Genomic DNA, 13,482 nt, shown 5'->3' with positions numbered 1-13,482 from the left:
TTTAAAGTCTCTGAAGGGCCGTTGAAGACTACAACGTTGATAGGCAGGATGTGGAAGTGGTGCGAGCCATTAAGCTAACCTGTACTAATTACCCGTGAGGCTTAACCATACAACGCCAAACGCGTTTTATGACAGCGTAACAGACAGAAGTTAAGAAACTAAAGTAGACATTTACTTGATATCAGATTTCCAGATTTATTAATTTGCTCAGATGAGCGAATTAAACCAAATTTGCTTGGTGACAATAGCGTTTTGGACCCACCTGACCCCATGCCGAACTCAGTAGTGAAACGAAACAGCGCCGATGATAGTGTAGCAGTTGCTATGTGAAAGTAGGTCATCGCCAGGCTCCAAATAAGAGAAAGCCCGATTCGAAAGAGTCGGGCTTTTTTGCGTTTTAGCTGTCAGCTTTCAGCCAGGTAGGTTGGGTAGAGCGGAGCGAAACCCAACACGAGTTAGCGAGTTGCTAGTTAGCAAGAGTAAAGTTGAACTGTTGGTTTGTTTAGTACAGAGTCATCCTCAGCAACATCCCCGTAGGAGGCACTTCAGTGCCGAATCTAGACCATAACAAACACATTCATAGCTAAATAGTTAGCGAGTTGCTAGTTAGCAATGGTAAAGTTGAACTGTTTGGTTGTTTAGTAGAGAGTCACCCTCAGCAACAACCCCTGTAGGAGGCACTTCAGTGCCGAATTCAGACCTTTACAAAAACATTCACGGCTAAGCCATTCCTACAAGTAAACTTTGCCTAGACCCTAGACCCTAGACCCTAGACCCTAGACCCTAGACCCTAGACCCTAGACCCTAGACCCTAGACCCTAGACCCTAGACCCTAGACCCTAGACCCTAGACCCTAGACCCTAGACCCTAGAGCCTAGAGCCTAGAGCCTAGAGCCTAGAGCAAGAGCAAGAGCAAGAGCCCCCGGCAGAGGAAGACGCAGTACCAAGCACCCACACCTAGCGGCTGATCGCTGACGGCTGAAAGCTGATAGCTCTGTGTTGGGTTTCGCTGCGATCTACCCAACCTACGCCACGCCTTCCAACTTTCCAGTTACTAACAAAAAAGCCCAGCCGGTTTCCCGGCTGGGCTTCTATATCTAGCAATGATGAGATTACTTAATCATACTGTAGATAAGCGCAAATACTGCTAGAGAGCCAACTGTTAATACGAACAGTGTGCTTAAGCGGTTTCTGTATTTGTGTAAGCTAGGTACTTGATAAACGGCAATCATCGGCATGATGAAAAGGATCATGGCGATGATAGGGCCTGATAGTTGATCCATCATGTCTAAAATACTTGGGTTGATCACTGAGCAATACCAAATAGCGAAGAACATGATAACAGTGCCAATTTTATCAACGAGTTTAGGGTTCATATGGGCTTGTTTACTAACAAGACCATTAAAGCTTTCACGGGCACCTAAGAAGTGACCTAAGAACGAAGAGGTAATTGCAATAAAGGCAACTAATGGCCCTAAGGTCGCAATAAACGAGTTATCAGTGATATTGGCAAGGAATGACAAGATAGACACGTTATCAGCTTTTGCTTGTACCATTTGCTCAGTAGATAGTGACAACACACATGAGAATACAAACAGTAAAACAAACACGATTAATAGTAGACTGGTACGCTTCAAAATTGCTTCTGACTTCATTTTAGCATTGTTGCCATAGTGAGCACGCTGTACATGTACAAAGCTTGATATCGCAGCTGCGTGGCTAAATGAGAATACGATGATAGGTATTGATAACCAAAGTGTTTTCATGAAGCCAGAAAACTCAGGGACTGTAACATCTGGCATTTGCCAACTTGGGATCAAGTAAATCGATAAGAAAAACAAGATTGCGACAAGCGGATAAACAAGGATTGCAAAAGCACGTAACATGAGTGCTTCGCCACCTAACATTAGGCTGATCATACCGCCAACGAGCAGGCCAGATAACAGCACGCGTGGGGGTGACTCCATACCTAATTGATTAACGATAAAGCTGTCTACAGTATTGGTTAAGCCAACACCATAAATAAGTAAGATAGGGAAGATAGACAGAAAATACAGTAAAGAGATTAAGCGCCCTGCATTAATGCCAAAGTGTTCTTCTACTACATCGGTAAAGTCTGCTTCAGGCTTTTTTGATGATAAAACAAAGCGGGCTAAGCCTCTGTGAGCTAAGTAGGTCATCGGAAAAGCAAGGCATGCCATGATAATTAAAGGCCAAAATCCGCCGATGCCGATATTAATTGGTAAGAATAAAATCCCTGCACCGACTGCGGTGCCAAATAAACTTAACACCCATTGGGTGTCATGAAGGTTCCATTTTGAGTTACTACTTGTTGTCGATGCATCATACGGCATAGCATCTTGATGTGTGTTCATTAGCACTCCACTATTAGAATAATAATTGTCGCGCAGCATATAGAAAAGCGATTAAGAATGCATGTTTTAGCGTTGTATTTAGATAACTATGCTGTAAGGAGAGACTTACAAAGGAAGGTGGCAGGGCTTATTTATAAAGCCCTGTTGTGGTATTTATTCTGCTGCTGCAAGTGCGCGAGCTTTAATGTCTGCGGCAAATGCTAAACCTTTCTTAAAACGTGCCTCAGCTGCTGTGATTTCGTCTTCATCGCCATTAGCGGCAAGTACCCCTTGTGAAAGGGCTTTATATAGTGCGCTAATTTGGGCCTCGTAGCCGGCTTCAATTGCTTTTTCAACAGTCGTCATAGTTATTCCTTTAATAGTTTGAGAGAGCAAAATACTATAGGAACAAAGGCTTATTGGCTAGGTTAAACTGATTGTAAAATAAGGAGTATTAAAGGGGCTAGGGTTAAGATGACAGGATAGATGCTGGGTTTCGCTATGCTCTACCCAGCCTACGATATTTAGCGGAACGCTCTAGTTCTGTAATGCCGATACGACAAAAAACGGATTCAGATACTCTTCTTTACTGTTATACAGTAGTGGGCTGCCATCGAGTTTGCTAACCGTTGCACCTGCTATTTCGGCAATCGCATGGCCAGCTCCGGTATCCCACTCACAGGTTGGGCCAAGGCGTGGGTATATATCTGCACTACCTTCGGCAACCAGACAAAGTTTTAGCGAGCTTCCCTTTGAAACCATTTCTACATCTTCAAACTGTTTTACGAATTCAGCTAGATCAGGAGAAGGGTGTGAACGGCTGCCGACAACACGGATAAGCCCTTTATTTGGCTTACGAGTTACCTTAAGTTCAATGCGCTCATCACCTTTATCTTTAAAGGCACCAATTGCTTCTGCAGCAATATACGACACACCTAATGCCGGTGCATCGACAACAGCTAATACCGGTTTCCCTTTTTCAATCAAGGCAATGTTAACTGTAAACTCGCCATTCTTTTTGATGAACTCTTTGGTGCCATCAATTGGATCGACTAACCAGTAGCGTTGCCAAGTTTGACGAATATCCCAGCTAATATCAGCGCTTTCTTCGCTTAGAATTGGTACATCAGGGGTAAGATGTTGTAAGCCATTCACAATCACTTTGTGAGCTGCTAGGTCGGCGTCGGTCACTGGGCTTTCATCAGCTTTGTACTCAACATTAAAATCCTTTTCGTAAATCCCCATTATTGCGCTACCGGCTTGGCGTGCGAGGAGTAATATTTCTTCTAGCAGTTCCGTTTGATTCATGACTTAACCTATAATTTGCTGTTGTTTTAAATACGCTACCAGTTCTTGCACCGATTGGTCTAGGCTGTTTTTACTGGTATCGATTTTAATTTCTGGCGATGTAGGGATTTGATAGTCTGAGTCGATACCAGTGAAGTGCTTAATTTCGCCTGCTCGCGCTTTTTTATAAAGCCCTTTAGGGTCGCGTGTTTCACACACGTCGAGCGGGGTATCTAAAAATACCTCAATAAACTCACCATCCTCTACTAAGTTTCTTACCATATCGCGTTCGCTTTGGAATGGCGAAATAAATGCGGTTAATACCACAAGACCGGCATCGACCATTAGTTTTGCAGTTTCACCGACGCGGCGAATGTTTTCCACGCGGTCTTCATCAGTAAAGCCAAGATCTTTACACAAGCCATGACGCACATTGTCACCATCTAGCAGGTAGGTGTGAACACCTAATTGATTTAATGCGCTTTCTAGTGCGTTCGCAACAGTGCTTTTGCCTGAACCTGAAAAACCAGTGAACCATAAAATGGCAGGCTTATGTTTTTTTTGCTCACTACGCTGTGATTTACTAATAGCGTAATTATGCCAAACGATATTTTCATCCATTGTCTTTACTCTCGTTATTGAAATGGGAATACCAGTGGTATAAGTATTAATACTGTAATCGAGTAAATAATCGATAAAGGTAAGCCCATGGCAATGTAATCTTTAAGGCGGTAATTTCCCGCACTGTAAACCATCAAGTTAGTTTGATAACCAAATGGCGAAATGAAGCTAGCCGATGCACCAAATGCGACAGCCATAATAAAGGGCAAAGGTGATACATCAAAACCAACGGCGAGTGCATACGCTACCGGAAATGAAAGCGCGGCAGCGGCATTATTGGTAATGAGTTCGGTAAATAAAACCGTCATTAAAAATATTGCGATAAATGCCCCGTAAGGCCCGAAATCACCTAATACGTATAACATGGCTGATGAAATTTCACCGGCAAGGCCTGTGCCTATCATGAGTTTGGCAAGGCCAATAGCACTACCCACTACTGCGAGTAACTCAATCGGAAAACGACGTTTTACTTCACTTAGCTTGATTGTGCCTGTTAGCATTAAACCGATAAGAAGAACGAGTAGGCCCTTAACTAATGGTACTAGGCCAACAATACTTAACCCCAATACGGCAGCAAAACTTGCTAACACAATATTTGATTGCTTAGGTTTTAAATGAGTTTGTAAATCAAGGCCTGATATATAAACGAACTCACGTTTTAAATTAGGTAGCGAGTAAAACTCTTTGCCAGGCGCAAGGATCAATGAATCACCCGCTTGCAATTGAACTTTACCTAAGCCGCCTTGTAAACGGTCATGGCCGCGGCGAATAGCAATAACGGCTGCATGAAATTGTTCACGAAAGCGAACTTCTTTAATTGTTTTACCAATGTATTTTGAAGAATGGCTAACAACGACTTCAACTAGGTGCTCGACATCTTTCTCATGTTTGTCGTGAACAACTTTTAAGCCATCAAATCGGGTAAGCAGAGGCACAGACTTTATATCACCTACAAAAAGTAATACGTCACCTTCTTTGATAACTTGTTTTGGCGTAACTGCGCAAATACGTTTATCACCACGAATAATTTCAGCTAAGAACAAGTCTTTTAATTCACGAAGGCCATTTTCCTCAACACTTTTACCAATTAGCTTTGAGCCGGTTTCTACTTTACCTTCAAGGTAAAAGGGCACCACTTCTTGGTTATTTTTACCGTTATCTGGTAAATATCTGAGCATCACTAAAATAGTGATAAGGCCAACGCTCAATGCGCCTAAACCAATCAAAGTAAAATCAAAAAAACCAAGTGGCTCCATGCCCGCTTCAACGGCAAAGCCATTAACAATTAAATTGGTTGAAGTACCAATCAGGGTGATCGTGCCACCTAAAATAGCAGTGTACGATAAAGGTAATAAAAGCTTAGACGGTGAATGTGTCGGGCTTTCTTTTATCGAGCTAATCAGTGATGCCACTACCGCAGTATTATTGGTAAATGATGATAAAAAGGCGGTTGATAAACCAAGCTTGGTCACCGAACTTGTCAGGCTACCTTTAGAAAGAGACTGAGCAAGTTTTTGTACTAAGGTGGTTTTTTCTACAGCTATCGAAACGAGTACAAGTAGAATAAGGGTGATTAAAGAAGGGTTTGCATAGTTAATTAGCATATCTTCAAGGCTTATTAGCCCTGCTAAATAACTAATACCAATGGCGCCGACAAATAACCATGCAGGTTTTAGCCGAGTGCCAAAAAGGCACCCCACTAATACCAGCATAATGCCTGTTAATACCAGCTGTTGATACATGCTTTTTACTTCCTATAACAGGCGAATAGTGATTATTTAAGCTTAGTTATATCAAGCGCTTGCCAATGAGGGAAGTGCTTGCGTACTAAAGCGTTAAACTCAACTTCAAAGTCACTAAAGCTACTTTGCTGTTCTTCAGTGCTAAGTAATTGCTCAATCATACCTGCCGCAACGGTTAGGTTTGATAGGCGGTCAATTAGGATAAACGCACCTGTTTCATGGTTGTTGTGGTACTCATCAGCCAAAATTGTTTCTGTAAGCTCTAAGGTTACAATCGCAATTTCGTTAAGTTGTAATGAGTCTGCTTGACCATGCTCAAGGGTATTTACATCAATCGTGTGATCGATTTTTCTTACCACTGCCGAGGTATTTTTGCTGCCTAACTTAAAGTTGTAGCTTTTACCTAATACAAGCGGCGCTTCATGCATCCATACTAATTTAGCTTGAATACGGTTTGTAACAGCGGCTTTTGAAGCGGCTTGTACAATCACATCGCCACGGCTGATATCAATTTCGTCGTTTAACGTTAAGGTAATTGCTTGACCTGCTTCAGCAGTATCTAAGTTGCCATCGAAAGTCACAATCTCTTTGATGCTTGAGCTTTTACCTGATGGTAATACTTTTACCGCATCACCCACGCTGAACTTGCCAGAGGTTAAAGTACCTTGGAAGCCGCGGAAGTCTAAGTTAGGGCGTACCACATACTGGACAGGAAGACGTGCTTCAAAACCGTTATCAAGTTCTGCAGCTGGTGAGTCTTCAAGTAACTCAAGTAGTGGTTTATCAGTGTAGTAAGGTGTGTGCTCTGAGCGTGTAACTACGTTGTCACCTTTAAGCGCTGACATAGGCACAAACTTGATATTAGTAACGTTTAGTTGCTCTGCAAACTTAAGGTAATCCGCTTTGATTTTCTCATATACGGTTTCATCGAAATCGACGATATCCATCTTATTGATAGCAACAACAAACTGCTTAATACCTAGTGAGTCACAGATAAAGCTATGACGCTTAGTTTGTACTTGTACGCCGTAACGAGCGTCAACTAAGATAATTGCCACATCACTGGTTGATGCGCCGGTCACCATGTTGCGCGTGTACTGCTCATGTCCTGGCGTATCAGCAATAATGAACTTACGTTTTGCTGTTGAGAAGTAACGATAAGCAACGTCAATGGTAATACCTTGCTCACGTTCAGCTTGAAGACCATCTACAAGAAGTGCTAAATCAAGCTCTTCACCGGCATTACCGACTTTTTCATTGTCCTTATGCAGGGCTGCAAGTTGGTCTTCATAAATTTGGTGACTGTCGTGTAAAAGGCGGCCAATCAGCGTTGATTTACCGTCATCCACACTACCACAGGTCAGCATGCGTAAAAGGCTTTTGTCTTGTTGACGTGCAAGGTAGGCGTCGATACCTAACTCTCTTACTTCATTAATCGTGTCGTTTGTTTTAGACATTAGAAATAGCCCTCACGTTTTTTCTTTTCCATTGAACCAGCAGAGTCGTGATCAATCACGCGGCCTTCACGCTCAGAAGAGGTTGAAAGCAGCATCTCTTCAATAATTTCAGTTAAGGTACCTGCATTTGATTCCACAGCACCTGTTAGTGGGTAACAACCAAGAGTACGAAAACGTACCGACTTCATTTGCGGTACTTCGCCTTCTTCTAATGGCATACGCTCATCATCAACCATGATTAGCGTGCCGTTACGCTCAACGACAGGGCGTTCTTTGGCAAGGTAAAGTGGAACCATTTCAATGTTTTCTTGGTAGATATACTGCCAAATATCAAGTTCAGTCCAGTTAGATAGCGGGAATACACGAATGCTTTCACCCGGGTTAACTTGGCTGTTATATGTATTCCAAAGCTCTGGACGTTGGTTTTTTGGATCCCATCTGTGGTGTTTGTCACGGAATGAGTAAACACGCTCTTTAGCACGTGATTTCTCTTCGTCACGGCGTGCCCCACCAAACGCAGCATCAAAGCCGTATTTATCTAACGCTTGCTTTAAGCCTTGCGTTTTCATGATGTCGGTGTGCTTTGCTGAGCCGTGTACAAATGGATTGATATCAATCTCTAACCCTTCAGGGTTTTTGTGGACGATTAAATCAAAGCCATACTCTTTAGCTAGGCGGTCACGAAACTCGATCATTTCCTTAAACTTCCAGTTGGTATCAACGTGTAAAAGTGGAAATGGGATCTTTGCTGGATAAAACGCTTTACGCGCCAAGTGTAATAACACTGATGAATCTTTACCAATTGAGTAAAGCATCACCGGGTTTTCAAACTCAGCAGCAACTTCGCGCATGATTTTGATACTTTCAGCTTCTAATTGCTGAAGGTGTGTTAAAGCCATTGTTAGTCGTCCTACTAAAATGATTAAAAGTTAAATTAAGCTACGCCAGTAATTGGCTGGGCAAAGCTGCTGGTTTGCTCTGTTTGACCAAACCATGCAAGCTGATGATGCAATGATGCAACTTCGCCAATAATTAATAAGGCGGGTGAGATAATGCTATGGCGTGAAATCAAATCAGCCAGCTCACCTAATTGCCCTGTAATCACACGTTGTTCTTTACGTGTGCCGTTTTCGATAATGGCAACGGGGGTATCTGCACCGCGGCCATGTTTTAATAGTTGTGCTTGAATATGCGGTGATTTAATCACTCCCATATAAATCGCTAAGGTCTGATTTGGCTTGGCAAGTGACTGCCAATCTAATTCTTGACCATCTTTTTTACAGTGACCCGTTACAAACTGAATGGCTTGCGCATGATCTCTGTGAGTAAGTGGAATACCTGCATAAGCGCTACAACCTGCAGCAGCAGTAATACCCGGTACGATTTGGTAACGCACTTTATTCGCGGCAAGAACTTGTACTTCTTCACCACCACGACCATAAATAAACGGGTCGCCGCCTTTAATACGGCATACTTTTTTGCCTTGCTTGGCAAAATCGACCAACATCTGATTGGTATCTTCTTGCGCCACACTGTGATCGCCTAACCTTTTACCTACGCAAACTAGGTCGGCATCACGGCGTACTAAATCCATAATTTCATCAGAAACCAAGTAGTCATATACCACCACATCGGCTTGTTGCATTAACTGCAGTGCTTTTAAGGTTAATAGCTCAGGGTCACCTGGGCCTGCACCTACAACATACACTTCGCCTTCTGGTTCTGGCTTTGCATCTAACAATTGCTCTAACTGCGCTGTTGCAGCTTCGGTATTACCCGCTTGGACTTTGCTTACAACTGATGAATCAAATACGCCTTCCCAAAACTGGCGGCGGTCAGCAAAGTGTTTAAAGCGTTGTTTTACTTTGTCACGAAAGCTACCAACTAATGTAGCGAGTGGACCTATATGCTGTGGAATAAGCGTTTCGAGTTTTTCGCGTAAACGACGTGCTAATACTGGCGCTGTGCCTGCGCTTGAAATTGCAATTGTGATTGGATCACGGTCAACAATTGATGGAAAAATAAAGCTGCACTTAGGTTGATCATCCACCACGTTAACGAAAATATTGCGCGCATTAGCAAGTTCGAACACATCTTTGTTAACGCTGTCTATATCAGTTGCAGCGATTACCAGCATTTGCTGATCTAAATACTGTTCTTTGAAAAAGTCGTTAATGAGTGTTACATCACCTTTCTCAGCAAGTTCTCGAAGTTCATCACAAAATTCAGGGGCGACTAGCGTCACATGAGCACGCGCTTTTAAAAACGCACGGCATTTGCGTAATGCGACATCTCCACCGCCGACTACCAGCACAGGTTTGTCGTCTAATTTGGTAAAGATTGGTAAATATTGCACTTTGTTCTCACCCCTAAAACACATCAAGAAACTGCTTATTGCAGGCAAGCAGAATATAGTGCTCTAAAAAAAGTAAAAAATAATTAAAACCAAGTTTATATAACTAAAAGTTATACCAGGTGGTTTGTTTTGGCTTAAGACTTAGTTAACAAGGGATTGCGGCGAGTTACAAGTAAATAAGCAGCCTTATGGTGATTAGTTATGATTTATAGCCGAATGATAAAAATTTGCTACTATAGGTCACTAATATGGCAACACAAATATAAGAGCTATGACTAAAATGCAAACAAGCGCTGCCCAAGCGGTGGCACTGATGGACTTAACAACTCTAAATGACAGCGACACAACAGAAACCATTAATAACTTGGTTGCCAGTATTGAGCCAACGTTAGGCATTCCTGCAGCGGTCTGTGTGTATAGCCAGTTTGTAAGCGATGCAAAGCTTGCTCTCGCTGAGCGTGAACTACAGCAAGTCAAAGTGGCTACAGTTACTAACTTTCCTAGTGGGGAGCAACCGTTAGAGCAAGTGTTAAATGAAACCTTATTTGCCATTGAACGCGGCGCTGATGAAATTGATTTAGTGATCCCCTACAAAGCGCTTATTGGTGGTGATGAGCGCAAAGTTTTAGAGTATGTCAAAGCGTCTAAAGAGGCATGTGGTACTCAAGCGCAGCTTAAAGTCATTATCGAAAGTGGCGAATTAAGTGATGATCTCATTGCAACAGCAACTAAGCTGGCAATTGATGGCGGCGCTGATTTTGTTAAAACCAGTACTGGTAAAGTGGCTGTCAATGCAACGCTAGCTGCAACAGACATCATGTTGAACAGCATAAAAGCGAGTGGCAAAAAGGTTGGTTTTAAGGCGGCAGGCGGGGTCAGAACAGTCACCGAAGCTGCTGAGTATTTAGCCCTAGCTGAATCAATTATGGGTGAAGCGTACTTACAACCCGAGCTATTTCGTTTTGGCGCTTCTGGGTTATTAAAAGATGTGTATGCAACATTAAATGAATCGTGAAAGTGAACAAGAGAAAATAGCGCTCGAGCACGGCGCAGCAAAGTTGTTTTTGCGCTGTTACGAAAAGCAGTTTGGCGTGAGTATGCGCAATATTTGGCATAACACGCCGAGTAAACCAGACGTGAGTTGTTATAAAGGTGATGAACGGCTTGATATTGAAGTCGCACATTTATATGCCAGCGAAACAGAAGCAATGGCGGTGTTAGGCCGGCCGTTGTCTATCTCAATGCAACGAGATCTCGCTGAAATGGCTTTAGCACCGAGTAACGAGCGTTTGCATTGTGCTTTGCATCGTTTGCTAGCACAAAAAGCCAAGAAACATTACGAGTCTACTCAGCCTTGGTTATTAATACGCAATGCCAGTACTATATGGCATCTTGATGATTTTAAGTCAGTACTTACTCACCTTGATGTGCCTAAGCATCATCCATTTCAACAAATTTGGTTGTTATGTGATTTTTATCGTGGTGAGTTATTACAAATTTTATAATGGAATGAGATAACAACAATGAAATTTAAACGTTCAGGGACGCAAACACTTCTATCGAGTGTTTTTCCAAGTTTAGCATTAGCAGGTGTAGTTGCTGTATCGCTCACGGCGTGTACTAACCCAAGTACACCAGCGGGTGAAGAAGGTTACGTATTTGAAAAGCCGCGGGTGTTTGGCGAAGGCGGTTATCAAGGCACTATGATTGGCCCAGCTAACTACGGCATGTCACTTTGGCGCAATCAGGTGATTAATATTGATATGCGCCCGAATACGTATACTGAAGCATTTAAAATCTTAGCTAACGATGACTTAAACATTAGTTTTGATTTTCATGCGGTCATTTCAATAGAAAGCGGCTCTGTCAGAGCGGTGGTTGAGCAATACGGTGGTGAAGATTGGTATCCGCGATTTGTCCGTGAAACATTTAGAACTTATGTGCGTGATATAGTGCAGCAATACGATAGTGGTGTGTTAAAAACCAATCGCGAGAAAATAGCTGCAGAAGTAACAGCCCGGTTAAAAGCGTATTTAGAACCAACGCCATTTAAGCTCGCCAATGTCGTAGTGGGAAATATTAACTATCCGGCTATTGTTGCTAATGCTGTTGAGAAAAAGTTAGCTGCACAACAATTACTGTCTGAAAAAGAAACGCAAAAAGAAATTGCACGAAAAGATGCTGAGATCCGTGTAGAAGAAGCGAAAGGTATTGCACAGGCGCAAAAAATAATTAATGCCACTTTGACGCCAAATTATCTACAACATGAAGCTATTAATGCGCAGTTAAAGATGGCTGAGTCACCTAACCATACAACAGTTTATATTCCTGTTGGTAACAATGGTGTACCACTGGTGAAAGGCACAAACTAAGGGTTTAAACAGCCAGTGCGGGCACTGGCTGTTAGTTTGCTTAGTTAAATTTAAACATACTGCCAAAGCTTTCTAAACTTGATTTGTTCGTTTTGGCAATACACCCTGAATCATCAAGAGACTTTTTAGTCGTCTCATCAGCAAGGCCAGTCACTTTCAGCTTTTTTTCTTGCTGATACTCAGTGAGAGCAATCACGGTTGCTTGATCGTACACTACGTCTTCTATTTCATATTCTTCGTAGTGAGGCTGCCTTTTCAAATAACCCAAACAAACCAAGTTCAGTCGTGACATCGCTAAGTCTGTTTTTTCGTAGTAAGGCATTCTGTGAGTTGGAACACTAACCGATGCAACTGGCGCTTTAGCAGGAGCTGCAGCTGCGGTTACTTTTATTGGTGCAGGGGCTGTATGGCCAGCTGCAATGGTGTTATCACTATTATAGCGATAATAAGTTGTTGGCACTTTTGATTCTAAAAACTCAACAGCTTTTACGATCACTTCGCGCAATGCTTTTTCTTTTGGTGTGTTTGACCAGCTACTTAAGTTACCACCAACGAGTGCGCCACCAAAATTGGTGGCAGCTGATGTAAAGTCAAAATCTTTACTGCCACCCTCAACACTGGTAGCGGCTAAAATGCGTGAAGTACGCGTATCGATTAAGCGTAAATCTATCGCCATGTGCGAACTTGAAAAACCAGCCGACACAGAGCTAAATACATCACCGATAAAGCCACCACTGCCGACACGAGTGCCTGAGTTGTCATCATCAAACTCTGTGACTGCGGCAACCACAACAATTTCGGCTCCCTCTATTTCACCATACGCAGCACCAGAAGCGGCACTCACACGGCCTGATACAGCAAGGTCTTGTTCTGATAATACGGCATCAAGTGCTTGTCGCTCTAAAACAATAAAGCGATTTGTACTGACTAATGCGGTTGTGAGTTGATCGGCCATACCTTCACCAATTTCTTTACGCCACCAACGTGAATCGTTTGATTTATCAGTAAAGCGGGCAACAGCGATCCGAGCTTTTGGGCCATTGTATTGCTGCTGTGCAACTTCGTTTATATCTGGGCTATTGGTATTGCTGGTGGTTGTCGAAGTACTCTGGCATGCAGTCAGTGCCGCAGCAAGTAACGTAATCGAAATTGCTTTGTGTGTTTTGGTGAGCATATGACTTTCCTTAACTTATATCTCATGCAGTAAATAACGCCGCACTATGGGCTTTGTTGTTATTGACGTTTGTATGGATAAGCTATAAAAATCAGTGTTTTATTAATAGCACTCAGGCG

At 42.7% G+C, this 13,482-nt stretch carries 12 protein-coding genes and 2 rRNA genes; 5 read left to right on the top strand and 9 right to left on the bottom strand.

Annotation, left to right across the window (positions count from 1 at the left end):
* Window positions 1-109, top strand: a 23S ribosomal RNA gene (locus WA256_RS19580); the annotation flags it as partial.
* Window positions 110-234: 125 nt separating this feature from the next.
* Window positions 235-349, top strand: a 5S ribosomal RNA gene (gene rrf / locus WA256_RS19575).
* A 763-nt stretch (window positions 350-1,112) separates the two neighbouring features.
* Here rrf and WA256_RS19570 read toward each other — a convergent pair.
* From WA256_RS19570 to cysG, 8 genes are all read right to left on the bottom strand, one after another.
* Complete coding sequence (locus WA256_RS19570) at window positions 1,113-2,375, bottom strand: aromatic amino acid transport family protein (RefSeq protein WP_335993024.1); 1,263 nt, start codon at window positions 2,373-2,375, stop codon at window positions 1,113-1,115.
* Between the two features lie 153 nt (window positions 2,376-2,528).
* Complete coding sequence (locus WA256_RS19565; RefSeq protein ID WP_248530204.1) at window positions 2,529-2,720, bottom strand: hypothetical protein; 192 nt, start codon at window positions 2,718-2,720, stop codon at window positions 2,529-2,531.
* Between the two features lie 171 nt (window positions 2,721-2,891).
* Complete coding sequence (cysQ, locus tag WA256_RS19560; RefSeq protein ID WP_130049910.1) at window positions 2,892-3,662, bottom strand: 3'(2'),5'-bisphosphate nucleotidase CysQ; 771 nt, start codon at window positions 3,660-3,662, stop codon at window positions 2,892-2,894.
* Window positions 3,663-3,665: 3 nt separating this feature from the next.
* Window positions 3,666-4,262, bottom strand: a complete 597-nt coding sequence (gene cysC / locus WA256_RS19555) for an adenylyl-sulfate kinase (RefSeq protein ID WP_235383923.1) — start codon at window positions 4,260-4,262, stop codon at window positions 3,666-3,668.
* 14 nt (window positions 4,263-4,276) lie between these two features.
* A complete protein-coding gene (locus tag WA256_RS19550; RefSeq protein ID WP_130166129.1) occupies window positions 4,277-6,004 on the bottom strand; it encodes an SLC13 family permease in 1,728 nt (575 codons plus the stop codon).
* A 32-nt stretch (window positions 6,005-6,036) separates the two neighbouring features.
* On the bottom strand, window positions 6,037-7,461 hold the full coding sequence (cysN, locus tag WA256_RS19545; RefSeq protein ID WP_335993020.1) for a sulfate adenylyltransferase subunit CysN: 1,425 nt from the start codon (window positions 7,459-7,461) through the stop codon (window positions 6,037-6,039).
* A complete protein-coding gene (cysD, locus tag WA256_RS19540) occupies window positions 7,461-8,360 on the bottom strand; it encodes a sulfate adenylyltransferase subunit CysD (RefSeq protein ID WP_054564008.1) in 900 nt (299 codons plus the stop codon). Before cysD ends, cysN begins: the two co-directional genes overlap by 1 nt.
* 35 nt (window positions 8,361-8,395) lie before the next feature.
* Window positions 8,396-9,817, bottom strand: a complete 1,422-nt coding sequence (cysG, locus tag WA256_RS19535; protein WP_175083494.1) for a siroheme synthase CysG — start codon at window positions 9,815-9,817, stop codon at window positions 8,396-8,398.
* Between the two features lie 271 nt (window positions 9,818-10,088).
* On the opposite strand from cysG, the gene deoC reads away from it, so the two are divergent.
* The 3 genes from deoC to WA256_RS19520 are packed head-to-tail and all read left to right on the top strand — an operon-like array spanning window position 10,089 to window position 12,189.
* Window positions 10,089-10,832, top strand: coding sequence for a deoxyribose-phosphate aldolase (deoC, locus tag WA256_RS19530; RefSeq protein WP_130166127.1), 744 nt, complete (start codon window positions 10,089-10,091; stop codon window positions 10,830-10,832).
* The gene (locus WA256_RS19525) at window positions 10,822-11,322 is read left to right on the top strand and encodes a hypothetical protein (RefSeq protein ID WP_058586658.1); all 501 of its coding nucleotides are present in this window, start codon (window positions 10,822-10,824) and stop codon (window positions 11,320-11,322) included. Before deoC ends, WA256_RS19525 begins: the two co-directional genes overlap by 11 nt.
* Before the next feature lie 18 nt (window positions 11,323-11,340).
* The gene (locus tag WA256_RS19520) at window positions 11,341-12,189 is read left to right on the top strand and encodes an SPFH domain-containing protein (RefSeq protein ID WP_062564378.1); all 849 of its coding nucleotides are present in this window, start codon (window positions 11,341-11,343) and stop codon (window positions 12,187-12,189) included.
* 40 nt (window positions 12,190-12,229) lie between these two features.
* Here the strand turns inward: WA256_RS19520 and WA256_RS19515 are convergent, their stop codons facing one another.
* Window positions 12,230-13,363, bottom strand: a complete 1,134-nt coding sequence (locus WA256_RS19515; RefSeq protein WP_335993012.1) for a CsgG/HfaB family protein — start codon at window positions 13,361-13,363, stop codon at window positions 12,230-12,232.
* Window positions 13,364-13,482: the final 119 nt, after the last annotated feature.

The organism is Pseudoalteromonas sp. CH_XMU1449-3 (genome assembly GCF_037027245.1).
Taxonomy (GTDB): domain Bacteria; phylum Pseudomonadota; class Gammaproteobacteria; order Enterobacterales; family Alteromonadaceae; genus Pseudoalteromonas; species Pseudoalteromonas shioyasakiensis.
The sequence above is the reverse complement of the archived record's forward strand: the minus strand, read 5'-3'. Positions and strand labels throughout refer to the sequence as shown.